Origin of the sequence: Parafrigoribacterium humi, assembly GCF_040227205.1 — a bacterium.
Classification (GTDB): domain Bacteria; phylum Actinomycetota; class Actinomycetes; order Actinomycetales; family Microbacteriaceae; genus Parafrigoribacterium_A; species Parafrigoribacterium_A humi.
In genome coordinates, this window is sequence record NZ_JBELOA010000009.1 from 37314 (window position 1) to 63429 (window position 26116).

24 protein-coding genes are annotated in these 26116 nt (G+C 65.2%); 15 read left to right on the forward strand and 9 right to left on the reverse strand.

The features are described 5' to 3' along the window. Positions 1-129: 129 nt before the first annotated feature. A complete protein-coding gene (locus ABUA28_RS12475; protein WP_349904512.1) occupies positions 130-504 on the reverse strand; it encodes a hypothetical protein in 375 nt (124 codons plus the stop codon). Between the two features lie 233 nt (positions 505-737). Between ABUA28_RS12475 and ABUA28_RS12480 the strand changes: the two genes are divergently transcribed. Continuing rightward, positions 738-1727, forward strand: a complete 990-nt coding sequence (locus ABUA28_RS12480) for an aldo/keto reductase (protein ID WP_349904513.1) — start codon at positions 738-740, stop codon at positions 1725-1727. 86 nt (positions 1728-1813) lie between these two features. On the opposite strand, the gene ABUA28_RS12485 is transcribed toward ABUA28_RS12480, so the two are convergent. After that, positions 1814-2437, reverse strand: a complete 624-nt coding sequence (locus ABUA28_RS12485) for a TetR/AcrR family transcriptional regulator (protein ID WP_349904514.1) — start codon at positions 2435-2437, stop codon at positions 1814-1816. A gap of 366 nt (positions 2438-2803) precedes the next feature. On the opposite strand from ABUA28_RS12485, the gene ABUA28_RS12490 reads away from it, so the two are divergent. Then, positions 2804-4159: a M16 family metallopeptidase gene (locus ABUA28_RS12490; protein WP_349904515.1), complete on the forward strand. Its 1356-nt coding sequence runs from the start codon at positions 2804-2806 to the stop codon at positions 4157-4159. Positions 4160-4221: 62 nt separating this feature from the next. Then, positions 4222-4824, forward strand: coding sequence for a histidine phosphatase family protein (locus ABUA28_RS12495; protein ID WP_349904516.1), 603 nt, complete (start codon positions 4222-4224; stop codon positions 4822-4824). Between the two features lie 73 nt (positions 4825-4897). On the opposite strand, the gene ABUA28_RS12500 is transcribed toward ABUA28_RS12495, so the two are convergent. Next, positions 4898-5404: a GNAT family N-acetyltransferase gene (locus ABUA28_RS12500; protein WP_349904517.1), complete on the reverse strand. Its 507-nt coding sequence runs from the start codon at positions 5402-5404 to the stop codon at positions 4898-4900. A 51-nt stretch (positions 5405-5455) separates the two neighbouring features. On the opposite strand from ABUA28_RS12500, the gene dapB reads away from it, so the two are divergent. Beyond that, entirely contained in the window at positions 5456-6202 is a 747-nt protein-coding gene (dapB, locus tag ABUA28_RS12505) for a 4-hydroxy-tetrahydrodipicolinate reductase (protein ID WP_349904518.1), read from the forward strand. Further along, entirely contained in the window at positions 6199-6651 is a 453-nt protein-coding gene (locus tag ABUA28_RS12510) for a hypothetical protein (protein ID WP_349904519.1), read from the forward strand. The genes dapB and ABUA28_RS12510 overlap by 4 nt, the downstream gene beginning before the upstream one ends. Positions 6652-6671: 20 nt before the next feature. Here ABUA28_RS12510 and ABUA28_RS12515 read toward each other — a convergent pair whose 3' ends face one another. The 3 genes from ABUA28_RS12515 to ABUA28_RS12525 are packed head-to-tail and all read right to left on the reverse strand — an operon-like array spanning position 6672 to position 8693. Next, a complete protein-coding gene (locus tag ABUA28_RS12515) occupies positions 6672-7586 on the reverse strand; it encodes a TIGR01777 family oxidoreductase (RefSeq protein WP_349904520.1) in 915 nt (304 codons plus the stop codon). Positions 7587-7645: 59 nt separating this feature from the next. Continuing rightward, the gene (locus tag ABUA28_RS12520; protein WP_349904521.1) at positions 7646-8203 is read right to left on the reverse strand and encodes a DUF4395 domain-containing protein; all 558 of its coding nucleotides are present in this window, start codon (positions 8201-8203) and stop codon (positions 7646-7648) included. A gap of 43 nt (positions 8204-8246) precedes the next feature. Then, a complete protein-coding gene (locus ABUA28_RS12525) occupies positions 8247-8693 on the reverse strand; it encodes a TlpA family protein disulfide reductase (RefSeq protein WP_349904522.1) in 447 nt (148 codons plus the stop codon). Between the two features lie 81 nt (positions 8694-8774). Here ABUA28_RS12525 and dapA point away from each other — a divergent pair, with 81 nt between their 5' ends. Further along, entirely contained in the window at positions 8775-9767 is a 993-nt protein-coding gene (gene dapA / locus ABUA28_RS12530) for a 4-hydroxy-tetrahydrodipicolinate synthase (RefSeq protein WP_349904523.1), read from the forward strand. Positions 9768-9849: 82 nt separating this feature from the next. Further along, positions 9850-11526: a ribonuclease J gene (locus ABUA28_RS12535; protein ID WP_349904524.1), complete on the forward strand. Its 1677-nt coding sequence runs from the start codon at positions 9850-9852 to the stop codon at positions 11524-11526. Between the two features lie 239 nt (positions 11527-11765). On the opposite strand, the gene ABUA28_RS12540 is transcribed toward ABUA28_RS12535, so the two are convergent. The 3 genes from ABUA28_RS12540 to ABUA28_RS12550 all read right to left on the reverse strand — a co-directional run bounded on the left by ABUA28_RS12540 (position 11766) and on the right by ABUA28_RS12550 (position 17898). Further along, complete coding sequence (locus ABUA28_RS12540) at positions 11766-14273, reverse strand: family 78 glycoside hydrolase catalytic domain (RefSeq protein WP_349904525.1); 2508 nt, start codon at positions 14271-14273, stop codon at positions 11766-11768. A gap of 41 nt (positions 14274-14314) precedes the next feature. Then, the gene (locus ABUA28_RS12545) at positions 14315-16600 is read right to left on the reverse strand and encodes a glycoside hydrolase family 3 C-terminal domain-containing protein (RefSeq protein WP_349904587.1); all 2286 of its coding nucleotides are present in this window, start codon (positions 16598-16600) and stop codon (positions 14315-14317) included. Positions 16601-16734: 134 nt separating this feature from the next. Further along, positions 16735-17898: an MFS transporter gene (locus ABUA28_RS12550; RefSeq protein ID WP_349904526.1), complete on the reverse strand. Its 1164-nt coding sequence runs from the start codon at positions 17896-17898 to the stop codon at positions 16735-16737. A 223-nt stretch (positions 17899-18121) separates the two neighbouring features. On the opposite strand from ABUA28_RS12550, the gene ABUA28_RS12555 reads away from it, so the two are divergent. From ABUA28_RS12555 to ABUA28_RS12590, 8 genes are all read left to right on the forward strand, one after another. Continuing rightward, positions 18122-19105: a LacI family DNA-binding transcriptional regulator gene (locus ABUA28_RS12555; RefSeq protein ID WP_349904527.1), complete on the forward strand. Its 984-nt coding sequence runs from the start codon at positions 18122-18124 to the stop codon at positions 19103-19105. A 229-nt stretch (positions 19106-19334) separates the two neighbouring features. Further along, positions 19335-22064, forward strand: a complete 2730-nt coding sequence (locus ABUA28_RS12560; RefSeq protein ID WP_349904528.1) for an FtsK/SpoIIIE family DNA translocase — start codon at positions 19335-19337, stop codon at positions 22062-22064. A gap of 105 nt (positions 22065-22169) precedes the next feature. Next, positions 22170-22769 (forward strand): CDP-diacylglycerol--glycerol-3-phosphate 3-phosphatidyltransferase, encoded by a 600-nt coding sequence (gene pgsA, locus ABUA28_RS12565; protein WP_349904588.1) that lies wholly within the window; start codon positions 22170-22172, stop codon positions 22767-22769. Continuing rightward, a complete protein-coding gene (locus tag ABUA28_RS12570; protein WP_349904529.1) occupies positions 22762-23268 on the forward strand; it encodes a CinA family protein in 507 nt (168 codons plus the stop codon). The genes pgsA and ABUA28_RS12570 overlap by 8 nt, the downstream gene beginning before the upstream one ends. Before the next feature lie 173 nt (positions 23269-23441). Continuing rightward, the gene (locus ABUA28_RS12575; RefSeq protein ID WP_325519247.1) at positions 23442-23750 is read left to right on the forward strand and encodes a helix-turn-helix domain-containing protein; all 309 of its coding nucleotides are present in this window, start codon (positions 23442-23444) and stop codon (positions 23748-23750) included. Positions 23751-23863: 113 nt separating this feature from the next. Continuing rightward, on the forward strand, positions 23864-24085 hold the full coding sequence (locus ABUA28_RS12580) for a DUF3046 domain-containing protein (protein ID WP_349904530.1): 222 nt from the start codon (positions 23864-23866) through the stop codon (positions 24083-24085). A 264-nt stretch (positions 24086-24349) separates the two neighbouring features. Continuing rightward, complete coding sequence (recA, locus tag ABUA28_RS12585; RefSeq protein WP_349904531.1) at positions 24350-25444, forward strand: recombinase RecA; 1095 nt, start codon at positions 24350-24352, stop codon at positions 25442-25444. 2 nt (positions 25445-25446) lie between these two features. Further along, positions 25447-26070 carry a regulatory protein RecX gene (locus tag ABUA28_RS12590; RefSeq protein ID WP_349904532.1) on the forward strand — a complete coding sequence of 208 codons (624 nt, stop codon included), beginning with the start codon at positions 25447-25449 and terminating at the stop codon, positions 26068-26070. Positions 26071-26116 lie beyond the last annotated feature (46 nt).

The following is a 26116-nucleotide window of genomic DNA, read 5'->3' on the forward strand; positions in this document are numbered from 1 at the left end:
GGAGTCCTCTCACCGATCCCGCCGCGCCACCTCACCGCAGCACCCCACAAACCCACACGGGCCCGCCCGGGGGGGGCGGGCACTTCTGCGTTTGTGCGTTGCTGCGTTTCGGTGCCGAGGCGTGATCGGTCAGAGGACTCCGGCAGCGCGCCACTCCGTTGCGGCAACGACCCCTCCGCACACAAAAAAGGTGATCACGAGCAGGATCGTGAGGGCCGCGAGCGTCCAGAGCCTTGCCCTGCCCGGCTGCACCACGATACGAGTCACGATCATCAACGCGTACAGGACGATCACGATCACCAGTCCGGTGGTGGCGACGGCGGCAGGTGTGAGCCACTGCATGGCGAAGAGCAGCCCGCCACAGATCACGGTGAGGCCGGCACCGATGACGAGCCAGTTGGTGCCGCTCGCGATGGTCAGCGCGCGCTGTTCCGTGACTTTCGTCGAACTCGACTCCCGCTGCGCGCGGGTACCCATGGTATTCCTGGGCCTGCGCAAAGCCATGATCCCCTCCTCGCCCGTACCGCCTGAGTCAACGCTTGCACGGTTTCGTGGGAAAGGCCTCCGAGGGAAGGGACGTGGCACTCTGCCCCCGAACTGGGTGCAGGCGCGAATGTAACGATTCGCGCACCCTCCCCGGTTTCCTTGCCCGCCTGAACTAATCTCGGTCTCAGACGCGCACGCACCCGAATCGAGCTCGTGAAGGGACGGACGCGAGTGCTCGGGGGTTGGAAGTGATGCAGTTGCTACCGGATGTCGTATCCGCGGGGGCCTGGGAACCTGAATGGACCGCCCCCACTGCACTCTCGCGCCTGCGCAGGCTCGGGGAGTCTGAACTTCGGGTGTTCCCCCTCGCGATCGGGGGCAACGTCTTCGGCTGGACGGCCGACGCGGAGACGACCGAGGGCATCCTGAACCGTTATGCGGAACTCGGCGGAAACTTCATCGACACGGCAGACTCCTACGCGAGCGGTCGCAGCGAGATCATGATCGGCAACTGGATGCGGGAGCGCCGCAACCGCGCAGAGATCGTCGTTGCCACCAAGGTCGGTAAGAGCGCGGACAACCCCGGGCTGTCTGCGACGATGATCATGCGTTCCGTGAATGCCTCGCTCGAGCGACTGCAGACCTCGTACATCGACCTGCTCTACCTGCACATCGATGACACCGCCGTCGATTTCGCGGAGACCCTGCTCGCGGTCGACTGGCTCATCCGCTCCGGCAAAGTGCGGTACTTCGGTGTGTCGCACCACTCGGGCAACCGCCTGATCGAGGCGCGAGTCATCGCGGCACAACTGGGGATCACTCCGCTCGTCGCGGTCCAGAACCACTACAACCTGATGCACCGTGCGGAATACGAGGGAACACTTGCCTCGGTGGCCCACCAGCAGGGGCTCGGCGTCATGCCGCGATTCGCGCTGGCTGGCGGGTTCCTCACGGGCAAATATCGCACGAGGGCAGACGTCGTCCGGGGTGCGCGTGGCGTCAAGCCGACCGAGTACCTGGGCAAGCGAGGGCTGCGCGTTCTGGCCTGTCTGGATGGCGTCGCGGCCGTGCAGCAGTCGACCCCGGCCACGATCGCGCTGGCGTGGCTGCTGGCCAAGCCCGGCGTCGTTGCTCCCGTCGCGAGCGCGAGTCTGCCGGAGCAGGTCGATGAGCTCATGGCGGCGTCGGCCGTTCAGCTCACCAGACACCAGCTGGCTGCATTGGATCGTGCTTCCGCCTGACCCCGCGCACGCGCGATGCGAAGCATTGCCTCAGCGCTGTACCCCGCAGAAGGCCGTGCCATCGAGGACAGACGAGACTGTCTGGTCTAAGAATCGTCCTGCGCGCCGATTTCGGCCATGATCCTGGCCAGTGCGCGAGCGAGAGCGGCTCCGACCGCGACGAAGTCGCCGGCGTAGGCGCCGGCCATGGCGCCGTCCCTGATCAGCATGAGATCGTCTGCAGCGTCGCCGGGCAGCGGATGCTTGAGGTCCTTGAGTAGTGAGGCGAGCGTTGCCGTGTACCAGTCTCGATGTTCAGCGACGACCGCGCGCACGGGATGGCGGGGATCCGGGTATTCAGTCGCGGCATTGACGAACGGGCAGCCGCGGAATCCGTCTCGCTGGGTCTCGCGCTCGACCATGGCGAAGAGTTCCCTGAGTGCTGCTTCGGGATCGGTCGCGCCGGAGACGATGGGCTCGACGTTGGACTTCACGCTCTCGTGCCGGTGCTTGACGTACTCGAGGATGAGCTTGTCTTTGGCCCCGTAATGCTTATAGAACGTGGCCTTGGTGACACCGGACTCGCTGATGAGCCTGTCGATGCCCACGGTGTGGATGCCCTCATCGGAGAACAGTCGATCGGCTGTTTCGAGGATGCGCTGCTTGGCCCAGGGGCTTGAGCCAGCCGAGGGGGCACGCTGAGCGGTCGGATCGGACTCTACAACCGTCACAGCGTGGCTCCCTTCGGCAATTCGGCTAGGAATCCTCAAAGCCGTTTGGCAGCAAACCGGGCTGGAGGTGGGCCCGGCGTTCATACTCAACGCGAGAACGGGGGTGAACTCACGGTCGTGCGTGTTGCGCTCCGCCTTCGGGTGGCCGAGCACGCAAGCGGATTTCGGGGTGAATCCTTTTGCGTGTCTTTCGCGGATCACTCCGCTCAAAACTCCAACGTTTGGAGGCTAGCACAGAAAGTGCGACAGACAAATCTGTTTGTCCTCTTTTTATCCGACATTGATGTACCCCAATACGGGGGAGTGCTTTTCCACAGCCGGACTGCGCGGGCCACGCCGACACCTTCGGTGACGTAGGCTCGACACGTGAACGGCGCAGCCCAGCTTCCCCTCGGCGTGGCCGAACTCTCTTTCACCGCCTCGGGCGATTCGCTCGTGCGGCGCACGATCCTCCCGAGTGGCGTGCGTATCCTCAGCGAACAGGTGCCTGGGGCGAGGAGCGCGACCGTCGGCTACTGGGTTGCCGTCGGTTCGAGGGACGAACTGCCCGCGAGCTACGGAAGCACTCACTTCCTTGAGCACCTGCTCTTCAAGGGCACGGCCACGCGCAGCGCGCTCGACATCGCCGTGAGTTTCGATTCCGTCGGTGGCGAACACAACGCGATGACGGCGAAGGAATACACCTGCTACTACGCGAAGGTGCAGGATCGCGATCTCGAGATGGCCGTCGAGGTCCTCTCCGACATGCTCACCTCGTCCCTCCTCGACCCGCTCGAGTTCGAGAACGAGCGCGGCGTCATCCTCGAGGAACTCGCGATGGCCGATGACGATCCGGCGGATGTCACGAGCGAGCGATTCTTCGAGGCCGTGTTCGGCGAGCATCCGCTGGGGCGCCCGATCGGGGGCAACCCGGACACGATCCAGGCGGCCACGCGGGACTCCGTGTGGGAGCATTACCGGGCCAACTATGGCCCACGCGACCTCGTGATCACCGTCGCGGGCGCTGTCGATCACGACGCTCTCGTCGCCGGAGTGCAGAAGGCGCTCGTTGCCGCGGGATGGAACCTCGAGCGGGAGGCGACGCCGGTCGAGCGCCGCACCTCGAACGAGCAGCTCATCGAGCGCGGCAGCCCTCTCGTCGTGGTGCAGCGCCCGATAGAGCAGGCAAACATCCTGCTCGGCGTTCCCGGCATCTCGGCGACGGACGACCGCAGGAGCACCATGGCCGTGCTCAACTCGATCCTCGGCGGCGGGATGTCCTCCCGGCTGTTCCAGGAGATCCGCGAGAAGCGCGGACTGGCGTACTCGGTCTATTCCTTCTCGCCGAGCTATGCCGACGCAGGGCTCTTCGGGCTCTACGCGGGGTGCTCGCCGAGCAAGGCCGGCCAGGTCGCCGAACTGCTCCTCGGGGAGTTCAGGCGACTCGCCGACGGCGGGGTCACAGATGAGGAGATGCGGCGCGCCTCCGGGCAACTGAGCGGGGCGTCCGCGCTCGCGCTGGAGGACTCGGACACGAGGATGTCCAGGCTCGGCCGCTCGGAGCTCACCCACGGAGAATTCACCGACCTCGACGAGGCGTTGCGCAGGCTCTCGCTCGTGACCGCCACTGACGTCCGCGAGCTCGCCGGTGAACTCGCGTCCAGGCCGCTGTCGATCGCCTCGGTCGGCACGGTCGAGGAGTCGGCCTTCGCGGGGCTCAGCGACGAACCCGTCGCGGTCTGACCCGAACAGAACATCCACAAGAACACCCACACAGAACACGCACGACCGAAACAGGAACAACGATGTCCCACTTCATTTACCTGGTCCGCCATGGCGAGCAGCAGGACGCGGAGCACGGTCTGCCCGACGGGCCGCTGTCCGCCCGCGGCACGCGCCAGGCGCGGCTCATCGCCGAACGCCTGAGCGGGGTGCCCTTCACTGGCGCGTGGCACTCCCCGCTGCAGCGCGCGGAGGAGACGGCGTCCATCATGACCGCGCGCATGCCGGATCTTCGCGCCGAGCCATCCGCTCTCCTGTTCGACTGCATCCCCTCTGGCCCGACGCCCGACATGCCGCACGCGTTCCAGCCCTTCTTCGGCTCGGTCACCGAGGCTCAGATCGATGCGGGGCAGGCGCAGATGACGGATGCCGTGGCCGAGTGGCTCACGCCGTCACGCGAGGATCGCCACACCCTGCTCATCACCCACAACTTCGTGATCGCGTGGTTCGTGCGCGAGGTGTTCGAGGCGCCGGCCTGGCGCTGGATGGGGACCAACCAGGCCAATTGCGGTCTCACCATCATCCGCGTGCGCTCGGTGAAGTCGCCGGAGCTCATCACTCACAACGACCTCGGTCACCTGCCGCCCGAGCTGCGCACGGGCCTGCCCGTCGACCAGCCGTACTGACGTTCCGCCGGTCGAGTAGCGCGCGAGGAACGATCGCTCGATACGGCCGCAGGCGGCCTGCTCGGCCACCGCGTCAGTCGAGCGTCTTCGCGTACCAGGTCGTCGCGTTGGGGTTGTTGTTGTACGGCGCGATCGTGACGAAACCGCTGGAGCGATAGAGCCCGCCCGCGGCCGCGAGACTGTCGTTGGTGTCGAGCACGAGCTCGCGCGCGCCGAAGCCGCGCGCACGTCGCTCCAGCTCCTGCAGCAGGGCGCGGCCATAGCCGTGTCCGCGGGTGTGTGGCTCGAGCCAGAGGTGCTTCACCTCGAAGCGCACGAGGTCAATGTGCGCAGGGTCGCCCTCGGCGGTCTCGAGCCGTCGGATGCCGCCGCAGCCCACATCCGCCGCCTCGCCATCCGCCCCGGCGCCCTCGACCACGAGAAAGACGCCGCGCGGGGGCGTGAAGGCCTCCGCCGAGGGAAACACCGGGCGATACCGGCCCTGCGCCTCGGGAAAGCTGAGTTCGCGCGAGGCGAAGTACTCGGTCAGCAGGGTGTGTGCGGCGCCGCTCGTCACGAGCGTCTCCCTGAAGCCGACCATGGGTCAAGCCTAGGGGGATCGAAGCCGACGGCCGCTTGGTAGATTGAACGGATGACAACCAAGGTCGCCGTGATCGGCGCAACCGGCAAGATGGGCCAGCTCGTCTCGCAGATCATCCGCAGCACAGACGACTTCGAGCTCGTCGCCGAGATCGACTCCAAGGGCGAGCTCTCGGACATGCTCGGTGCCGACATCGCGGTCGATGTGACCCTCCCCGCGGTGAGCCAGTCCGTGGTGGAGTTCGCGGTCGCACACGGAATCAGCGTGCTGGTGGGCACCAGCGGCTGGTCGGCGGAGAGGATCGCGGGCCTTGAGCGGACCATCACCGGCAACCTCGCCCTCGGCGTCATCATCGTGCCCAACTTCTCGATCGGCTCCGTGCTCGCCACCGCGTTCGCGACCATGGCCGCGCGGTTCTACGACTCGATCGAGATCATCGAGGCGCACCACGCGTCCAAGATCGATTCGCCCTCGGGCACTGCTGTGCGCACGGCGGAGCTGATCGGCGCGGCGCGGACCGGGCTCGGTCCGGTCGCGGCCCCACACACCGACCAGAGGGCGCGCGGCCAGCAGGTCGCGAGCGTTCCGATCCACAGCCTGCGCATGCACGGCGTGGTCGCGAAGCAGGACGTGATCTTCGGCGGAAACGGTGAGACGCTCACCCTCAGCCACGAGACCCTCGCACCGAGCGCCTATGAGCAGGGCATCCTCATCGCGCTGCGCGCAACCGTCACCGCACGCGGCGTGATCGTCGGACTCGACCGGCTGATCGACCTGGGCGGGGCTGCATCCGAATGAAGGGTCGCATCGCGGTCGGCATCATGTCGCTGCTGCTCCTGCTCTATCTCGTCGTCGTCGTGCAACTGGCCTTCCGCCTGCTCGCCGTGGATGTCGTCGTCTCCAAGCTGATCGGCGTCGCGCTCCTGGTGCTTCCGCTGCTCGGGGCCTGGGCGCTCGTGGCAGAGCTGCTGTTCGGCATCCGCTGCGAACGGCTCATCGGCGTGCTGCGGTCGAGCGGTGGCCTGCCATCGGATTCCCTCCCCACTCGCGCGAGCGGCAGGCCGGAGCGTGCCGCAGCCGATGCGGCATTCCCGCGGTACCAGGCCGCCGTCGAGTCCGCTCCGGGGAGCTGGCAGGCGTGGTTCAGGCTCGGCCTCGCCTATGACGCCTGTGGTGATCGCAGGCGCGGCAGGCGCTCGATCGGGCACGCCATCCGGCTCGAGCGGGCCGAGCGCAAGGCCGCCTGAGCGCCCGAACACCTGACTGCTCAGCCATCGGCGAGCAGGGCGTCGATCGCCTGCTGGCTCGTCTCGTCGCGGAAGCTGAAACCGTCCGCGAGAAGCTTCTGCGGGAGCACCTTCTGGCTGACCAGCAGAAGCTCGGGTCCCGCCTCCTGCAGCGCAAGCGAGATCGCCCAGGACGGCACCGTGAACGGATACCAGCGGCGCATGCTGCGGGACAGCTGCGAGGTGATACGGTCCGAGCTCGTGGGGGTCGGCCCGGTGAGATTGACGACGCCGCTCAGTGTCGAGGTCAGGAGATGACGGATGGCCGCGGCCTCGTCGTAGAGGCTGATCCACGGCCAGATGTCGCCGCCGGTGCCGAGCCGGGAGCCGAGCCTGAGCTTCGTGAGCGTCATGAGCGGACCGAGCGCACCCCCGCGGCCGAGCACGAGGCCGGTGCGGAAGGTGACGAGTCTGGTCTTCGCCGGCCGGATCTGAGCTGCCTGTTCCCACGCGTCGACGAGGTCCGCGAGGAATCCCTCTCCCTTGGGCGACTCCTCGGTGAGGCGCTCACCCGGCCGATCGCCGTAGAAACCCACGGCCGAGGCGTTGAGGAACACCTCCGGCGGCCTGGCCGCCATGTTCATCGCCTCCGCGAGCGCTCGCGTGGTCTGCAGCCTCGAGTCGACGAGTTCCTTCTTGTATCTCGGGGTCCACGGCAGATGGCCGAGCGGTGCGCCCGCGAGGTTCACGACGGCGTCTGCCGAGTCGATCAGGCTGGAGTCGAGGATGCGCGCGGTCGGCGCCCAGTTGTGCTCGTGCTCCGCGGTGGGCTGCCGACGCACGAGCGTGTGGACCTCGTGGCCATCGGCACGCAGCCGCCTGCAGAGCTCCGTGCCGATCAGCCCGGATGCCCCGGCAACCAGAATTCGCATCGTGCGCTTGCCCTGCGCGGCCATCCTGCCCCCTCGAATCGACACTCCAGCCTAGGCCACCATCCTTGCCGGATTCTGCGCGGTCAGGAGACGGAGGTCGGGGCCCTGGCGAGGATTCGCGCGCGTACGAGCAGCAGGTAGATCTGGCAGCCGAAGCAGTAGTCGAAGACGGAGTTCAGGAAGGCCGCGACGAACGCGAGTGCCGCGGGAATGACGAGTCCGAACGGGACGCCGGCGAGGTGCAGTGCCACGCCCGCGATCGAGACGATGAACCCAACGCCCTGCGAGAAGGTCGGTGGCGTCGGGTCTTCGAGATGTGTGGGTGCCGCCAGGCGCGGGCGCACGACGGCGGCGAACAGGCGTCCGTACGGGTGCTTCTGCACTCCGGCGAACGCACCCCAGGCAAATAGAACGGTGATGATCGCCAACAGGATGAACCCCGGCTGCGTCGCTCGCCCGGCGACGTTCGGAGGGGCTGTCGCCGCGGTGCCGAGCGAGAGTCCGATCGTCACGAGCAGGAGCACGGAGGTGATGCCCGCGCCGAAGCGCGGGCCGCGCGGGTCGATGCCGGTGTGGCCGGGCCGCGCAAGGAGCGCAGCCTTCGATGCCGGAAGCGGTGTCGTGTGCTCGCGAGCGGTCATCGGGTCTCCCTTGGTGTGTGGCGGCGGATCGGGCGGCGGTGGATCAGGAGGTGACGGTGGTTCGCCCGAGGATTCTGCCCAGTTCCTCGGCGACCTCCGCCGGACGTGGCGCCCCTCCGATGCGGGCGCGGACGACACCCCGGCCGTCGAGAATGAGGGTGGTGGGGGACTGCAGAAGTCTGAACCTGCTGGCGAGGTCCGCCCGCCTGGTGATGTCGACATCCACGTGGGCGACCCCGCTGTGTCGCTCCGCAAGCGCGCCGAGCATGACGTGGGTGGCCCTGCACGGTGCGCAGACCTCGGTCGAGAACTGCAGCAGGGTCGCGCTGCTGCCGGCCACGGCGTCCGGCACGATGTCCGCGAGGTCGATCGTCCCTTCGCCGCTCGCGATCGCGCGCACGCGACCGGTTTGCGCGCGCCACAGCAGTCCGAGTGCCGTGGCGCAGGCCACGAGCCCGAACAGGGCGGAGAAGACGGCGAGAGCGTTCATGGTGGCAACACGCTATGCCCGTGCTCGACGAGGTGGAGGAGTATGACGTGAAATGACGGGTTCAACCGTTACCCTGTAAGCGTGCCAACACCTACAAGCGCAGTGCCCAATAATCCCTTCGGTCAGGTGCTCGTCGCACTCGTCACTCCGTTCACCCCGGACGGCGAAGTCGATTGGGCCGGCGTGGAGAAGCACATCGACGACGTCATCACCGCCGGTGCGGACGGTATCGTCGTCTCCGGTACGACCGGCGAGACGAGCACCCTCACCGACCCGGAGAAGATCCGTCTCGTCGAGGTGAGCAAGGCTGTTGCGGCCGGTCGGGCCAAGACCATCACGGGCGGCGGCTCGAACGAGACCGCGCACGCCATCGAGCTGTACAAGGCGAGCGAGAAGGCGGGCGCCGACGGCGTCATGATCGTCACGCCGTACTACAACAAGCCGACCCAGGCCGGGGTGCTCACCCACTTCCGCATGATCGCGGATGCCACGGACCTGCCGGTCATCCTCTACGACATCCCTGGCCGGGCGGGCATCCCGATCCAGTACGAGACGATCCTGCGCGCGGCCCAGCACCCGAACATCCGCGCGGTCAAGGATGCCAAGGGCAATTTCGCCGAGGTCAGCCGGGTTCTCAACCAGACCGACCTGCTCTACTTCTCCGGCGACGACACCAATGTGCTTCCGCACCTGTCCATCGGCGCGACGGGCCTCGTCGGTGTCACGGCGAACATCGCCGCGACCCCGTATCGGGTGATCATCGACGCCGTGAACGCGGGAGATCTCGCCACGGCCACCGCGGCGCACAAGCAACTGGAACCGCTCGTGCGCGCCGTGATGACCCACGTGCCAGGCACCGTCGCGGCGAAGTACATCCTGCACGGCCTCGGCCGCATCGGGTCGCCGCGCGTGCGGCTTCCGCTCGTGGGCCCAGAGGACTTCGAGGCGGCGAGGATCGAAGACGAGATCGCTCTCGTCGGGGAGATTCCCGGGCTCGACCTCAGCAACTTCCGACCGGATCGCAACGCCGCAGCGGGCGGGGCGCTTCCGAAGGTCGCCGGCACCACGCGGTAGCCACCCAACTTGAACCGGGGGCTCGAGGCCCCAAGAACCGATCTACGGTCATCCGATCCGGATCGCACAAACACTGGACGCCATGAACTCACCCATCTACCAACCCAGCAAGCTCGCCGCGGGAACCCTCCGCGTCACCCCGATTGGTGGCCTCGGCGAAATCGGCCGCAACATGACCGTCTACGAGATCGACGGCAAGCTCCTCATCGTCGACTGCGGCGTGCTCTTCCCCGAGGAGAATCAGCCCGGCGTCGACCTGATCCTGCCCGATTTCGGCTCGATCCGCGACCGCCTGGGCGACGTGCTCGGCGTCGTGCTCACCCACGGCCACGAGGACCACATCGGAGCGGTCCCCTATCTGCTCAAGCTGCGCCAGGACCTTCCGCTGATCGGTTCGACCCTGACGCTCGCGCTCGTCGAGGCGAAGCTCAAGGAGCACCGCATCACCCCGTACACGCTCACGGTGCACGAGGGGCAGAGTGAGACCTTCGGCCCGTTCGAGCTCGAGTTCATCGCGGTCAACCACTCGATCCCGGATGCCCTGGCGGTCGCCGTCAAGACGAGCGCCGGCGTCGTACTGCACACCGGCGACTTCAAGATGGACCAGCTTCCGCTCGACGATCGCATCACCGATCTGCGTGCGTTCGCCCGCCTCGGCGAGGCCGGCGTCGACCTGTTCCTGCCCGACTCCACCAACGCGGACGTCCCCGGTTTCACCGCGCCGGAGCGCAACATCGGTCCCGTGCTCGAGAGCGTCATCTCCAAGGCTCCGCGCCGGGTCATCGTAGCGAGCTTCTCCAGCCACGTGCACCGGGTGCAGCAGGTGCTGGACGCTGCCGCGGCGAACGGTCGCAGGGTCGCCTTCATGGGGCGCTCCATGGTGCGCAACATGAACATCGCCGCCGAGCTCGGCTACCTCAGGGTGCCGGACGGCGTGCTCATCGAGGCCAAGAAGGCTGTCGACCTGCCGGACAACAAGATCGTCTACATGAGCACGGGCTCCCAGGGCGAGCCGATGGCCGTGCTCGCGCGGATGGCGAACCTCGAGCATCAGATCGAGGTGGGAAAGGGCGACACCGTCATTCTCGCCTCGAGCCTCATCCCCGGCAATGAGAACGCCGTATACCGCGTGATCAACGGGCTCGTCAAGCTCGGAGCCAACGTGGTGCACAGGGGCAACGCGAAGGTGCACGTCTCCGGCCACGCCGCCGCGGGCGAACTCCTCTACGTCTACAACATCCTCAAGCCGAAGAACGTGCTGCCGGTGCACGGCGAATACCGCCACCTCGTCGCCAACCAGCAGCTCGCGATCGCGACGGGCGTGTCAGAAGAGAACACGATCATCGGCGAGGACGGCACGGTCGTCGACCTCAAGGACGGCGTCGCGACCGTCGTCGGCCAACTCGACCTCGGGTACGTCTACGTCGACGGCTCGACCGTGGGCGAGATCACGGATGCCGACCTCAAGGACCGCAGGATCCTGGCAGAAGAGGGCTTCATCTCGATCTTCGCCGCCGTCGACCCGCAGACCGGCCGTGTCATCGTCGGGCCGGAGATCCAGGCCCGCGGTTTCGCGGAGGACGAGGCGGTGTTCGACGCGGTCAAGCCGCTCATCATTCGCGCGCTCACCGATGCCGCGGAGAACGGCACGCGAGACACGCACGCGTTCAGCCAGGTCATCCGTCGCACTGTCGGCCGCTGGGTCAACACGCAGCACCGGCGTCGACCCATGATCGTCCCGGTGGTCATCGAGGCTTAGGCGCAACTCACGACGGGCGCTTATGTCTCACACGTTCTATGGCAAAAAGAGCCATGGATGCGCACCATTCGCGAAGCAAACACCTCCGATGTCGACTTCCCGGTCGAGGCGTATCTGCTCGCCGCGACTGGTGCGGTACCGGTGATCGCCTCCGCTCCTCATGAATCGTCGGCTTCGTGTTCGGAAAATATCTCTATGGGTGGGGAGGTCGTCGTCTCCCATCTCAAGCTCATCGTTCATCATGCCGCGACGAGCTCGCACTGGAACTCGTGGTGCCCGCTGGCACGCATATGCTCAGTGCCATCGGGCAACACGATGATGCAGGATGTCGAGACCGGCACGTCGACGGCAAGGGTGAAGAGTCCATTCGTGATGCTCCACTCAGATGCGGCCCGCCCGTAGGGGGTTGTCACACTGCCCTGTGCGGATGTCAATCCACCTCCCATGAGGGGCGCGACCCGGAAGCTGCGGTATCCGCCTTCGATTGGTTCGATGCCTGCTACGCGCCGATAGAGCCAGTCGCCCACGGCACCCGCGGCATAGTGGTTGAACGACACCATTCCGCCGTCGGAGCTGTCGTCGTCTCCGGCTGCCGTGAGGCTTGATGTGTTGACGGTGCCGTCGGGTCGCAGCGCGTCCCAGCGCTCCCAGATCGTCGTGCCGCCGGACTCGACCATATACAGCCAGGACGGGCTCGACGTTTGCTGCAGTAGTCGGAACGCGTCATCCACCCGACCGTTATCGGACAGGGCGAACAGGATGTAGGGCGTGCCGGGGAAACCCGTAGCCAGGTGTCCACCCGCGTCGTCGATGAGTCGAACAAGATTGTCCGCCATCTTCTCCGTTTCACCACCTGCGGTCATGCCGAAGTGCAACGGCAGCACGTAGCCCGTCTGGAACTCTTTGGCGAGAGTGCCATTCCCGTCCGTGAACTTCGCGCGGTAGGCATCGATGACCTCCCCGCGAAGCGCTCGATAGCGCGCAGCGTCGTCGGACTTGCCGAGCAGCTCGGCGATGTCGGCCACGATCCCGCAGGAGTTGGCGAAGTACGCCGTGCCGATCCACTTTCCTTTCGCAAGCCAGTCCCGCACAGCGCCGTCCGGCGCAGCCCAGTCACCAAAATGGAAGGGAAACCGCCAGATACGCCGTGCGCGCTTTGTCACCGAGAAGAGTCCAGACCACCACAAGGCTGCGCCTAGAAACTTCGTCATCGTTGCATACTGATCGCGCAGCAGCTCGAGATCGCCGCGCGCGAGGTACTCGGCCCAAGGGGCGAGTACGCACACATCCCCCCAGCACGAAGTGGCCATCACAGGGAAGCCATTGCCCGCTCGAGGAACGACCATGGGGATGCCGCCACCCGGACTTTGCTCGGACGTCAGATCGCGCAGCCATTTGCGCAGGAAGCGGCTCATGTCGAAGTTGTAGGACGCTGTCGCTGCGAAGACCGCGTAATCCCCTGTCCAGCCCTCACGCTCATCGCGCTGGGGGCAGTCAGTCGGGATGTCGACGAAGTTCGAGCGCCCACCCCATCGGATTGCGGACTGCAGTTTGTTCAGCAACGGGCTAGACGAGGAAAAGAACCCGGTTTCGGTTAGGTCGGAATGCAACACCAGGGCCGTGAGGTCCAGATCCTCCGCATCGATTCCGCTCACGCCCACGTACCGAAAGCCCATGTAGGTCAGCCGAGGCGAGTAGCTCTGCTCGCCGTCGACACAGACATAGGTGGCCGTCGCTTTCGCGGTGCGAAGAGACTTCACGAAGAGTTTGCCTTCGACGAGCACCTCCGCATGCCGGAACGTCACCGTCTGACCTCGCGTACCACGGAGCACTGCGCTGATGACGCCAGCAAAGTTCTGCCCGAAGTCGAAGATCAGCTCGCCACTCGACGACAACGACTGCGCGACAGGATGCATCACCTTCTGTGCACGGACCGGTGGGCCGTACTGCGCGAGCAAGGTCGGTGTTCCTCTTGGCGCGGTGAGGGATGCGGGCTTCCATGTCTGCTGCTCGTGGCCGACGGTTGCGTCGTAGGTCTCGCCGTCGTACCACTCGGCCATCCTTACGGGACCGTCGATGCTGACCTCCCAGTCGGTTCCGGTCGCGACAATCTCGGCAGTCCCGTCGGTGTATTCCAAGTGGACCTCGCACAGAAACGCTTGACGATCGGCGTAGATCCTGTTCTTGCGAGTGTGCGTGAAGGATCCCACGGCCCAGCCTCCGGCCACGGTCGCCGTAATCGTGTTCGACCCGTCGCACAGCGGATCAAGGTCGTATGTCTGGTACTGGATCTGGTGCTCATACGACGTGAATCCTGGCGCGAAGTAGTCTTCGCCGACTTTGATCCCGTTGAGCTCGAGCTCGTAGACGCCGAGGGCGGTGGCTTCCAGCCATGCTCGCCGCAGCCCCGGGCCTACGGCGAAGGTTTTGCGGAACACCATCGGCACGGGCGACTGCTTCTTGGGTGTGCGGTAATCGCGATCGGTGATCCACCGCGCCGACCAGGGTGTGTCCAAACGGCCTACACGAAACGAAGTCGTCGCCTCGGCGAGATCCCCGCTCGTGCCTGTGGCCGCGACGCGCACCGGGTACTCGGTGAACGGCTCTAGGCGGCCGCCGTGGACGATCCCGATCTGATCGCGAGTTTCGACCTTCCAGTTGCCGATAGTGACAACAGCACGCTGCAGGCTATCCCCAGGGGTGTTCGATTCCAATGCGAAAGAGATGCGGGGAGCTTCGTCGGTCACGAGCCCTGATTCGAGCCCATCAACGGTCAATGAGGAGATCTTCAACGCGTACCTTTCCGCCATGCGGCGAGGACTTTGAGAGCGCGGACCGGGTGGCCAGTCGCGAGGAGCTCGAGCGTCTTCGCCACGTCGTAGGGGAATGTGCCTCCTGAGGACATCGCGAGGGATCGCATCGACGAATTGGGCATCATCCTCAGTACGAAGTAGCTGTTCTTCACGCGCGAGTCGCGGTCGAGCGATTCGGGCAGCTTTAATGCGGCGCGGTAGTTCTTGGCGACGGAGCCGATGATAGCTCCACTCACGAGTCTGCCCAGCAGGGTACGGCGCGCGTCAATCAGTCGTGTGTTCATCGTCAACCGCCGAGCGTCGTAGAGATCGGCAATGGGGTGACCGACGAGGCTGGGGAAGGCTGCGGGAATTGTTCGCGGTGGAGTCGAGTAGCTTGTGTCGACCGCTGCAGAGTATGGCGACCTCGAGTCAGCTTGATCCTGCACGCTCAGGACTTCCACCAGACGGATGTCAGCGGCAGATGCCGCGACCTGAATTAGGTAGTCACCGTTCTCCAGCACCCAGTCGTGCGCTCCGACATCCCAGTACGACAGCTCGGATAGCGGGAAGCTAATGGTGGCGACACGGGCTTGGCCAGCGGGAATCTCTATGCGAGCAAAGCCGCGCAGTTCCTTTTCTGGTTTGAATACCGCGCTGGAGTTGGCACCCACGTAAAGCTGGACGATCTCCGCACCGTCGCGATGCCCCATGTTGGTGACCGTCGTCTGGCAGGTGACGACTCCGTCTTTCACCGAGATGATGAGGTCACTGTAGGCGAAGGAGGTGTAGGACATCCCGAAGCCGAACGGGTAGGCGAGATCGGTCTTGGCCGCGTCGTGGAAGCGGTACCCGACGTAGATCGATTCGTAGTATCGGGCCAGGGCTCCCCGGTTGTAGTCGCCATATGGGCTGGAGTCCTCGATCTTCTTCACCCATGTTTCGGCCAGCTTGCCCGAAGGGTTGGCCTCACCAAAGAGCAGTGCCGCGGTCGCGTCTCCTCCATGCATTCCGGGAAGATTCATGTTCAGCACCGCGGCAAGTCGATCTGCCATAGGCAGCTCGACAGGCGTTCCGGCAAAGAGCACAAGAACGACCGCAGCGCCGGCCTCTATGAGCGCCTCAAGGAGCTTGAGCTGCCCGTCTCCGAGTCGCATATGCGTGCGGTCGAAGCCTTCGCTCTCTTCCAGGTCAGTCAGCCCACCGAAGAACAACACCGTCTGGGAGTCGCGGGCGGCTCGAACGGCCTCGTCGATCATCTCAGCCGTGGTTGCTCCGTCGAAGGCGCGGTAGCCGGGCACGTAACGATAGTCGATGGCACGCTGGTCAAACGCGACTCGTGGCGAGATGACCTCGGGTGGAGTGATCAGTGAGGAGCCAGCGCCCTGGTAACGCATGACCTCGAACATCTCGCCGACGACCAACAGTTCGCCGTCTCCCGCGGAGAGTGGGAGGGTGCCGTTGTTCTCCAGAAGCACTGCACCCTGCCGGGCGATCATTCCAGAAAGTGCGGCGTGCTCCATAAGGTCATAATTGGCGGCTTCCCCTTGTGGCGTGCAGTGGCGTGCCACAAGATCCAGCACACGGCCGACGGCTATGTCCAACACACTGGCCGAAAGTCTGCCGTCGCGGACCCCGTCAAGGATCATTTGTCGGTTGTGGGGTACCTGGCCAGGCATGTCGAGATCAGCGCCTGCGAGGATCGCCGCAGGACGGTTGTCGGTCGCGCCCCAGTCAGTCATCACCACACCGGTGAATCCCCACTCGTCTCGGAGGATGTCGGTGAGCAACTCACGGCTCTCAGACGCAAAAGTGCCGTTGAGTCGGTTGTATGAACACATGACCGTCTCGGGCTGCGCTTCTGTGACGACGCGTTCGAAAGCGCGCAGGTAGATCTCTCGGAGGGCTCGTTCGTCGACGATGCTGTCTCCGACGAAACGGTAGTTCTCGTTGGAGTTCGCTGCGAAGTGTTTCACTGACGCTCCGACGCCCTGGCTTTGCAGACCCCTCACGAACGCGCTCCCCATCACCCCGGAGATGAGTGGGTCCTCGGAGAAGTACTCGAAATTGCGCCCACACAGAGGGCTGCGTTTGATATTGACACCAGGCCCGAGGATCACATCCACGCCCGCGCTGCGCGCCTCTCGACCGATCGCCTCCCCCATCAGGCGAGCATTCTCCGGATTCCAACTGCTGGCAACCGTGACGGCCGGGGGGAAGGCGGTGGATTCTTCGTTCTCGCCGATTGCGAACCCGCCCGTAGCCTGGCGCACTTTTCTCACTCCGTGAGGGCCGTCCGTGATGAAGAGCGACCGAATTCCCCGGTCCGGCAGAGTGTTTGTTTGCCACGCGTCGACGCCCTCCAGGAGTAGCGCCTTCTGCTCCGGGGTGAGGTCTGTGGCGGTGATGGGGATCGTCAACGCACACCCTTCACGAAGCCAGCCGTGATGCCGACACCGAGCGCTAGCAATGCTCCGACGAGGAACAATGCGGTGTAGTTGCCACCAGCGCTCGGACCAAGCAGCAGCAGGCCAGCGCCAATTACTGGAGCGACCGCGCCCGACAGGGTTGCGGAGAGGTTGTAGATCGACATCCATCGCCCCGCTTGCTCACGATCGGGCACGAGGTCACTGGCCATGGCCACATCCACAGAGCCGAACATTCCCGCGGCGCCAAGAATGCACAGCACCGCCGCGAAGAAGAGACCAAACCCGTCAGCAAATGCCATCAGCGCCAGCCCGATGGCCGTGAGCCCCGACGCACCATAGATGAAAGCCTTGCGGCGTTTGAGCCGGTCGGAGAGCATCCCTGAGACGATGGCGAAGGTCATGGTGATGAGGATGCCCAGGCCTCCCACCAAGGCGAGTTTTGACCCGGCCTCCTCGGCTGTGAATCCGAGCCGATCCAGCAGGAAGTACAACTGATAGGTGGTGAGGAAGGCCAGCGCGGTCTGCATGAGCAGCTTGCCAAGCCACACCAGGGAGAAGTCACGGTGCTTGCGGGGATTGAAGACAAGCAGCCGGAAGGTCTGGGCAAGCGTGGTCTTGGGGAGTTCAACGATCGGATCGGAAATGAAGACCATGAAGATGGCACCAAAAACGGCCAGCGTGATCACTGGGATGAGGAACATCAGGAGCAGGTTCGTGGTGAGAAGGCCGCCGATCGTGTAACCGAGCACTCCGCCAAGCTGGGTAGCGACACCAACAATCGCGCCCATGATTCCGCGCTGAACCTCCGGCACCCGTTCTGCGACAATCGGTGTAATTGCTGCCGCGTTGCATGCGCCACCGATCGAGACGACGGTCCACCCCAGGATCAGCATGGGTACGGAGCCGGAGACAGCAACTGCGACCGACCCGATTGCGAGTACGAAAATGCCACCGATGAGCCAGGGCCGACGACGACCGATGCGCGTGCGGGTACGGTCGCTGAGAACGCCCGCGACCGGACCGGCGATCAGACCGACGACGGCACCCACTGTTGCGACCACGCCAAGAAGAGCGGCTTTACTGTCCGGGGCAAGCACGCCGACTTTATAGGGAAGGCTAAACAGGGCAGGCATCATGACGGTCAGATACAAGCCGAAGTTGAGCAGCCCGAAGAGGATTGTGAATCGCCGCCCGACTCGCTTCTCTGGCTCAGGCAATGCCGGTGCGGTCTGGGTCTGAGGTTCAGCGGAGAGTGCGTCGGATGTGGGCATTGTGACTCCATTGTCGACAGGAGAAAAGCAACTAGCGCGTGCTAGCAATTGAGGGCGATGCTACCGTGATGGAACTAGCGCGCGCAAGCCGGAAGGAGAACCGATGTCTGAGCAGCAAGTGAAGCGGCGAGTCACCGCTGCTGACATTGCCCGGTCTCTTGGCATTTCGCGGGCCACGGTTGGATTCGTCCTCAACGACACGCAAGGCCAGACGATCTCTCCCGCGACGCGCGAACGTGTCCTCGGGGAAGCCGCCCGACTCGGATACCGACCGCACCTGGGTGCTCGAGCTCTGGCCAGTGGTCAAAGCAAGATCATCCTCCTTGTGCTGCCGGATTGGCCGATCGACTACACCATGCGGGCGCACATCGACGAAGCCTCTTCGGCGCTGGACGAAGCGGGCTACTCACTGGTCACCATGACCCCGCACGCTAGCGGGCATGCTCGACCGTTGTGGGAGACTCTCCAGCCAGATCTTGTGATGGGGATGGTGCCGTTTTCGTCCCAGCAGGCGGAAACCATTCGGGCCTCCGGAGCCCAAGTGGTTTCCCCGGAGTCGGCGCCACCTGGCATTGGGGCGGACCTCGAGCATGCGCTTGGCCCAGAAATACAGGTCGAGCACTTCGCCGGTCGGGGGCACAAACATATCGCATTCGCCACTACCGCAGACCCCCGTCTAACATCCCTTGCGGGCGATCGCGAAGCACTGGCACGAAGGACGGCCGCCCGTATGGGCCTGAGGTTCTCGGTTGCCGCGGTGAGCGAGGAGAACGCCATGCTCTGCGTCGACAGCTGGCGAAAAGAGGGCGTCAGCGCGGTGGCCGGATATAACGACGACATCGCCGCCACCGTCCTCGGAAGCGCGCTCCGGAGTGGACTCAGCGTGCCCGGGCAACTTGCCGTGATCGGTCACGATGACACCCCACTTGCTCGTCGCCTGGTGCCGTCTCTGTCGTCGATCCATGTGGATGCTGCAGGTCTTGGCCGGTACTTCGCGGAGCTCGCACTGCACGCTGTCGAGGGCAGGGAAGCGCCGGTCGCCACTCCGATCACGAAAGCAACCCTGGTAGTGCGCGAGTCAAGCTAGACCGCCCCGCCGGGACTAAACCAGCTCTCCCGGTCGCGCTTCCTGAGCTTCACGAATAGCCCGCCCGAGATTCACCAGGAAGGTCCGCGTAAACGTTTGCCTCATGGGCGTGGAGCGGGTAATGGTCAAATGGTAATCGGCCATATCGATCCCGTCTGAACTTGCTCGCGTACTGACACGCGCCCTGGCCAACCGTGCTCTGACGGGCCTCCGCGCTAGCGTTGATCGCATGGCTACGAGCACCAGGTCGACGTCGCGCACGCGCGCGACGAAGCCGCGCGCTCGCGCGGGCACGGCCCCCACCAAGCGCCTGCCCACGGCCAGGTCGAGGGCGAAGTCCGCGCCGGTCACCGAGCAGAGCGCGTTCGTCAAGGTCTGGATGGGTCTCGCCCACACGGCCGGGGGAGCGGCTCGCGTGCTCGGCCGTGAGTCCCTTGCCGCCGAGGAGCGCCGCGACGGTGTGCCGTTCTTCGTCCTCCTGCTCGCCGTCATCGGCGCGATCGTCGAGTGGTTCCAGCCGACCGATCCGGTGGCCGTGGCACTCGACGCGTTCACCTTCGGGGGGCTGTTCGGCCGGGTCGCCTTCGCGCTGCCGGTCATCATGCTCGTGTTCGCGGCCTGGCTGTTCCGACATCCATCGTCCGTTCACGACAACGGGCGCATCGGCATCGGCTTTGCGCTTCTGCTCGTTTCGATCAGCGGGCTGTGCCACGTCTTCGGCGGCCAGCCACAGCCATCCGACGGGATGGTTGCACTCGCGCGCGCCGGCGGAGTGCTCGGCTGGGTCATCGCCGCGCCCCTGCTCACCGTAGGCACCGCGTTCCTCGCGACGCCCGTGATCGTGCTGCTGCTCATCCTCTCGATCTTCATCCTCACCAAGACCCCACCGAACAAGATCGGGGACCGCCTGCGCGAGCTCTACTCGTACCTGTTCGGAGCCCAGCTCGCGGATGCCGACCAGCACGGACACAAGAACGACACCGATGCGCTCGTGTTCAACGAACTCCCGGACGACGACGACCCGGCGTCGATTCCGTGGTGGCGCCGCAACAAGACCAGGCGCGAAGACGATCCGGCCTTCGACAGCCCGGTGATCTCGCGCGACGACAACGCCACCGAGGTCATCGACCACAGCAAGCACGAGGAGGGCTTCGGAGTCGAGCTCCTCGAGGAGCTGCTCAACGCCGAGGATGCCGTCAAGCGCTTCACCGGTGAGGTCGAGGGTGTCATGCCCGCGACGGGCATCCGTGACGACGGAGGTCCGCTCATCGCAGGTCTCCTGCCCGGGTTCTCCGACAAGGCTTCCGTGAAGGGTGAGCACGGCGAGTTCGACAGCGACAGGCAGCCCACGCGCGACCAGCCCACTGCTCCGTACCGGCTGCCCGCCGCATCCACGCTGTCCCAGGGCACTCCGCCCAAGGCCCGCTCGGAAGTCAACGACGCGATTGTGCAGTCGATCACCGGGGTACTCGGGCAGTTCAACGTCGACGCGAAGGTCACCGGCTTCAGCCGCGGCCCGACGGTCACGAGATACGAGATCGAGCTCGGCCCCGGCGTCAAGGTCGAGCGGGTCACCGCGCTCAGCAAAAACCTCTCCTACGCGGTTGCGAGCAATGAGGTGCGCATCCTCTCGCCCATTCCCGGCAAGAGTGCCATCGGCGTCGAGATCCCCAATTCCGACCGCGAGATCGTCTCCCTCGGCGATGTACTGCGGTCCAGGGCGAGCACGAGCAGCAGGCACCCCCTCACCATCGGGCTCGGCAAGGATGTCGAGGGCGGCTTCGTGGTGGCCAACCTCGCCAAGATGCCCCACCTGCTCGTCGCGGGGTCGACCGGCTCGGGTAAGTCGAGCTTCGTGAACTCGATGATCACCTCCCTGCTCATGCGGGCGAAGCCCGCAGAGGTGCGGATGGTGCTGATCGACCCGAAGCGCGTCGAGCTCGCCGCGTACACCGGCGTTCCCCACCTCATCACGCCCATCATCACCAATCCCAAGAAGGCGGCCGAAGCGCTCGCCTGGGTGGTCAAAGAGATGGACATGCGCTACGACGACCTGGCCAGCTTCGGCTTCCGCCACATCGACGACTTCAATGCCGCCGTCGTCGCGAACGAGATCACGCTTCCGGTCGGCAGTGAGCGCAAGCTCAAGCCGTACCCATATCTCCTCGTCGTGGTCGATGAGCTCGCCGACCTGATGATGGTGGCGCCGCGGGACGTCGAGGACTCGATCGTTCGCATCACGCAGCTCGCACGGGCATCCGGAATCCATCTCGTGCTGGCCACCCAGCGTCCGAGCGTGGATGTCGTCACCGGGCTCATCAAGGCCAACGTCCCGAGCCGCCTCGCCTTCGCCGTGAGCAGCATGACCGACTCGAGGGTCATCCTCGACCAGCCGGGTGCCGACAAGCTCATCGGCCAGGGTGACGCGCTGTTCCTGCCCATGGGCGCATCCAAGGCGATCAGGGTGCAGGGCGCCTGGGTCACCGAGAGCGAAGTGGCCGCTGTCGTGCAGCACGTCACTCGCCAGGCCAGGCCGGAATATCGCAACGATGTCGCCGCCGTCACGGAGCACAAGGCCGTCGACGGTGACATCGGAGACGATCTCGAGGTGCTCCTTGCCGCTGCAGAGCTCGTCGTGAGCACCCAGTTCGGTTCGACCTCGATGCTCCAGCGCAAACTGCGGGTCGGTTTCGCCAAGGCCGGCAGGCTCATGGACCTGCTCGAGTCACGCGAGATCGTCGGCCCGTCTGAGGGATCGAAGGCGCGCGACGTGCTCGTTGCGCCCGAGCAACTGGCCGGCGTTCTTGCGAAGCTGCGCGGCGAGGATGTCGCTCCGGCGGCTCCGCAGCGCACGGAAGACCGATACCGGGGAGACCCCGTTGCGCAGCAGGGTGCCGGGTACGATGTGGTCGAGGGCGCTTCCGACGAGGACGCCTGGAACCTCACCGATCGGGAGTAACGCGTGACCCTGCCAGATCCGAGCGAGTCGCACGAGGCCGGACCCGGGGGATCGATGGGCCTCGGGGGATCGATGGGCTCAGGGCGGGCACGGCCTCGCAGTTCGATGCGGGGCAGGATCGCTCGCAGCGGTGACACGCCGGCGAGCAACGGGAACGTGGCGAATATCATCACGGTGGTGCGTATCCTGCTTGCTCCACTGTTCATCTGGATGCTGCTTGACGACGCCGGCGACCTCGGCACGATCCGCTATCTTGCGGCGGCGTTGTTCATCATCGCCATCGTCACGGACAGTGTCGATGGACTGCTCGCCCGTCGTCAGAACCTCGTCACCGACTTCGGCAAGATCCTCGATCCGATCGCGGACAAGGTGCTCATCGGTGGCGCGCTCGTCTCGCTGTCGATCCTCGGCGAGCTGTGGTGGTGGGTGACGATCGTGATCATGGTACGCGAGATCGGGATCACGGTGTTCCGTTTCGTGATCATCCGCACCAGGGTGGTTCCCGCCTCCCGCGGCGGCAAGCTCAAGACCGTCTTCCAGGCCGTGGCGATCTCGCTCTATCTCGTTCCGACCTGGCTTCTGCTCGGCGACTGGATGCACTGGGTCAATGCGGTCGTTATGGCGATCGCGCTCGTGCTCACGGTTGTCACGGGTGTCCAGTACCTGGTGAACGCGGCACTCCGCAGCAGGAGTATCCATGACTGATTCCTCGCGATCCGCAGTGCTGTCCACGCGCGTGGTCGGCGCGCTCATCGAGCGAGGGCTCACCATCTCCGTCGCGGAGTCGCTCACGGGCGGACTTCTCGTCGCGGAGCTCATCCGCACCCCGGGGGCATCGGCCGCGGTGTTGGGCGGGGTCGTTGCGTACAACACGGAACTCAAGCACAACCTGCTCGGAGTCGAGGTGGCGCTGCTCGCGGAGTATGGCCCGGTGCATCCGGAGGTCGCTGTGCAGATGGCGCAGGGAGTGCGAACCGCGCTCGCCGTCGGGGGAACGCCCGCGGACATCGGAGTCTCCACCACGGGTGTCGCGGGTCCGGATCCTCAGGGCGGGCATCCGCCGGGCACCGCGTTCATCGGCATCGCGACCGCGGACGGGGCACGCGCAATGGGTGTCACTCTCACTGGGGATCGACAGGCGATTCGCGATGGTGTTGTCTACGAATCACTGGTGCAACTGGGCGAACTGTGGGGAATCAGTTGATCGTGGAATGTCGGGAATCTTTCTCGCAACGATCCCGTTACAGACTGAGATTCACAAGAGGCACACAGATCGCACTGGCTAGAGTTTGTTGCAAGAGGTTGTAGTGTTGCTCAACCTGGCACGTTTGTCAGCGGTGTAGTTCGGTGTAGTCGTCATACATGGAGGAGGGTCCTATGGTTCTGGTACGTGAAGAAATCGGAGATGTGCTCCGGGACTTTCGTCTGCAGAAGGGTCGCACCCTTCGCCAGGTCGCAAGTAAGGCCAGCGTCGCTCTCGGGTATCTCTCTGAGGTCGAGCGCGGGCAGAAAGAGGCCAGCTCGGAGATTCTTGCCTCGGTCGCGGATGCGCTCGAGACACCCATCTCAGTCATCATGCGCGAAGTGGGAGACCGCCTTGCCGTGATCGAGGGAATCACCGTGATTCCCGACACCGTCCCCGACGACCTCGTCGCGGACTTCGACGCGGACCTGGTCGTCAGGTAAGCAATTCGATCGAGACTTCTACCGGGTCGGTGTGGCCTGGTGGACGGATGCCCGGCTCAGTGAGCCGGGCATCCGCATTTTCCCGTCGGTTCTTTTTCCTTTAGGTTGGCCCCATGCGTTTGAGTGAGTTCTGGATTGCCATGGGCGAGGAGTTCGGCGATTCGTACGGGCAGATGCTCGCGCACGACCTTGTCCTGGGCGAGCTCGGCGATCTCACGGCCAGGCAGGCCATCGCGAAGGGCGTCGAGACCAGGACGATCTGGCTCGCTCTGTGCCGCGCCATGGATGTTCCGGAGAATCGCTGGCACGGTGCCGGCCAGGTGCGCAAGGCCTGAGGGGCCAGTTCGACACGCCGCCACCAAATATTCGAACATCTCTTCGGATGTCGCTAGGCTCCTCAACAGCGGCTCTCGAAAACGAGTTGTGAACAGAATGCCCGGCGGTCCGACGGAATGTCGTCGGCCGGGCGTACCGTCGCACTTGTCAACGAAATCCGTGACAACCAGCCTTTGTCAGGAGGTTGTGGGCCTTGCCTCATCGGCCCTCAGCGGAGTGACAGCCTATGGGCAGCAACCACGAAGACCCCGGAGGAGCCGGAAATGCCATCAGTAGCAGATCGCGAAAAGTCCCTGGAAACAGCACTCGCCCAGATCGATCGCCAGTTCGGCAAGGGCTCCGTCATGCGCCTCGGCAGCGATGAGCGCGCCCCCGTCGCCGTGATCCCCACCGGATCGATCGCGCTGGATGTCGCGCTCGGCGTCGGCGGGCTTCCCCGTGGTCGCATCGTGGAGATCTACGGTCCGGAGTCCTCCGGCAAGACCACGCTCACGCTGCACGCCATCGCGAACGCCCAGCGGGCGGGAGGCATCGCCGCCTTCATCGATGCGGAGCACGCACTCGACCCGGAATATGCCAGAGCGCTCGGCGTCGACATCGATGCGCTGCTGGTCTCCCAGCCAGACACGGGGGAGCAGGCGCTGGAGATCGCCGACATGCTCGTCCGTTCGGGATCGATCGACCTGATCGTCGTCGACTCGGTTGCGGCGCTCGTGCCACGCGCCGAGATCGAGGGCGAGATGGGAGACTCCCACGTCGGTCTCCAGGCGCGCCTGATGTCCCAGGCCCTCCGCAAGCTCACCGGTGGCCTCAGCCAGACCAACACCACCATGATCTTCATCAACCAGCTGCGCGAGAAGATCGGCGTGTTCTTCGGCAGCCCGGAGACCACGGCGGGAGGCAAGGCGCTCAAGTTCTACGCCTCTGTCCGCCTCGACATCCGCCGCATTGAGACACTCAAAGACGGCACGGAGGCCGTGGGTAACCGCACGAGGGTCAAGGTCGTCAAGAACAAGATGGCGCCGCCGTTCAAGCAGGCGGAGTTCGACATCCTCTACGGAACGGGTATCTCTCGCGAGGGCAGCCTGATCGACTTCGGAGTCGAGCACGAGATCGTACGCAAGTCCGGAGCCTGGTACACCTACGACGGCGACCAGCTCGGGCAGGGCAAAGAGAACTCGCGCAACTTCCTGCTGCAGAACCCCGCGATCGCGGAAGAGATCGAGCGCAAGATCAAGATGAAGATGGGCCTGATCGCTGATCCGGAGGCGGTTGCAGCGGCTGCCGAGGCGGCCGCGGGCGACAACGTCGAGTCGCTCAGCGACAAGCTCGCGAGCCGCAAGGCAGCGGGGGCCTGACGATGACCTCCGGCAATGGCCTGGCCCGGGTGAGTTTTCTGCCCGGCGTTCTCCCCCCGACCACGGGCGACTCGGGGCCAGAGCCATTGCCGGAATCGTCCCAGCCGAGTTCGTCTCAGCGGGAAACGCTCCAGCAGCAGCGCGACGAGGCGGAGAAGATCAGCATGCGCGCGCTCACCCGGCGCGGACAGTCCCGGTGGGAACTGGGCAACGCGCTGTCGCGTCACGATCTTGACGCGGAGATCGTGGAGGCGGAGCTGGATCGGCTCGAACGCGTCGGCCTGATCGATGACGCGGCGTTGGCGAACGATTTCGTCCGGACACGGCACGAACGCAAGGGACTCGGTCGCTCGGCCCTCACCGCTGAGCTGCGGGCTAAGCACGTCGACCAGCAGTACATCGATGCGGCCCTTGAGCAGGTCGACGATGACGAGGAGCGGTCGAGGGCAACCGAGCTCGCTGTGCGCAGGGCGGGCCAGTTGCGCTCGCTCGACTCGGAGACGGCGAAGCGCCGGCTCACCGGATTCCTTCTCCGCAGGGGATATGCCGGCTCTGTTGTACGTGCCGCCGTCGACACCGCGCTCGTCGGCCGCGGCGGCGCCACCTCGCGGGTGCAGTTCCGCTGATCCCTGTTCCGGCCGCCACTCGCTCGCGAGTTATGCTAGCCAGCAT

Excerpts from the sequence above, each read along its gene's own strand:
- recA (WP_349904531.1), top strand. The coding sequence starts at position 24,350 with ATGCCATCAGTAGCAGATCGCGAAAAGTCCCTGGAAACAGCACTCGCC.
- ABUA28_RS12560 (WP_349904528.1), top strand. The coding sequence starts at position 19,335 with ATGGCTACGAGCACCAGGTCGACGTCGCGCACGCGCGCGACGAAGCCG.
- ABUA28_RS12570 (WP_349904529.1), top strand. The coding sequence starts at position 22,762 with ATGACTGATTCCTCGCGATCCGCAGTGCTGTCCACGCGCGTGGTCGGC.
- ABUA28_RS12575 (WP_325519247.1), top strand. The coding sequence starts at position 23,442 with ATGGTTCTGGTACGTGAAGAAATCGGAGATGTGCTCCGGGACTTTCGT.
- ABUA28_RS12515 (WP_349904520.1), bottom strand. The coding sequence starts at position 7,586 with ATGGCCGCGCAGGGCAAGCGCACGATGCGAATTCTGGTTGCCGGGGCA.
- pgsA (WP_349904588.1), top strand. The coding sequence starts at position 22,170 with ATGCGGGGCAGGATCGCTCGCAGCGGTGACACGCCGGCGAGCAACGGG.
- ABUA28_RS12510 (WP_349904519.1), top strand. The coding sequence starts at position 6,199 with ATGAAGGGTCGCATCGCGGTCGGCATCATGTCGCTGCTGCTCCTGCTC.
- ABUA28_RS12590 (WP_349904532.1), top strand. The coding sequence starts at position 25,447 with ATGACCTCCGGCAATGGCCTGGCCCGGGTGAGTTTTCTGCCCGGCGTT.
- ABUA28_RS12495 (WP_349904516.1), top strand. The coding sequence starts at position 4,222 with ATGTCCCACTTCATTTACCTGGTCCGCCATGGCGAGCAGCAGGACGCG.
- ABUA28_RS12520 (WP_349904521.1), bottom strand. The coding sequence starts at position 8,203 with ATGACCGCTCGCGAGCACACGACACCGCTTCCGGCATCGAAGGCTGCG.
- ABUA28_RS12480 (WP_349904513.1), top strand. The coding sequence starts at position 738 with ATGCAGTTGCTACCGGATGTCGTATCCGCGGGGGCCTGGGAACCTGAA.
- ABUA28_RS12500 (WP_349904517.1), bottom strand. The coding sequence starts at position 5,404 with ATGGTCGGCTTCAGGGAGACGCTCGTGACGAGCGGCGCCGCACACACC.
- dapB (WP_349904518.1), top strand. The coding sequence starts at position 5,456 with ATGACAACCAAGGTCGCCGTGATCGGCGCAACCGGCAAGATGGGCCAG.
- ABUA28_RS12535 (WP_349904524.1), top strand. The coding sequence starts at position 9,850 with ATGAACTCACCCATCTACCAACCCAGCAAGCTCGCCGCGGGAACCCTC.
- ABUA28_RS12555 (WP_349904527.1), top strand. The coding sequence starts at position 18,122 with ATGTCTGAGCAGCAAGTGAAGCGGCGAGTCACCGCTGCTGACATTGCC.
- ABUA28_RS12580 (WP_349904530.1), top strand. The coding sequence starts at position 23,864 with ATGCGTTTGAGTGAGTTCTGGATTGCCATGGGCGAGGAGTTCGGCGAT.
- ABUA28_RS12475 (WP_349904512.1), bottom strand. The coding sequence starts at position 504 with ATGGCTTTGCGCAGGCCCAGGAATACCATGGGTACCCGCGCGCAGCGG.
- ABUA28_RS12525 (WP_349904522.1), bottom strand. The coding sequence starts at position 8,693 with ATGAACGCTCTCGCCGTCTTCTCCGCCCTGTTCGGGCTCGTGGCCTGC.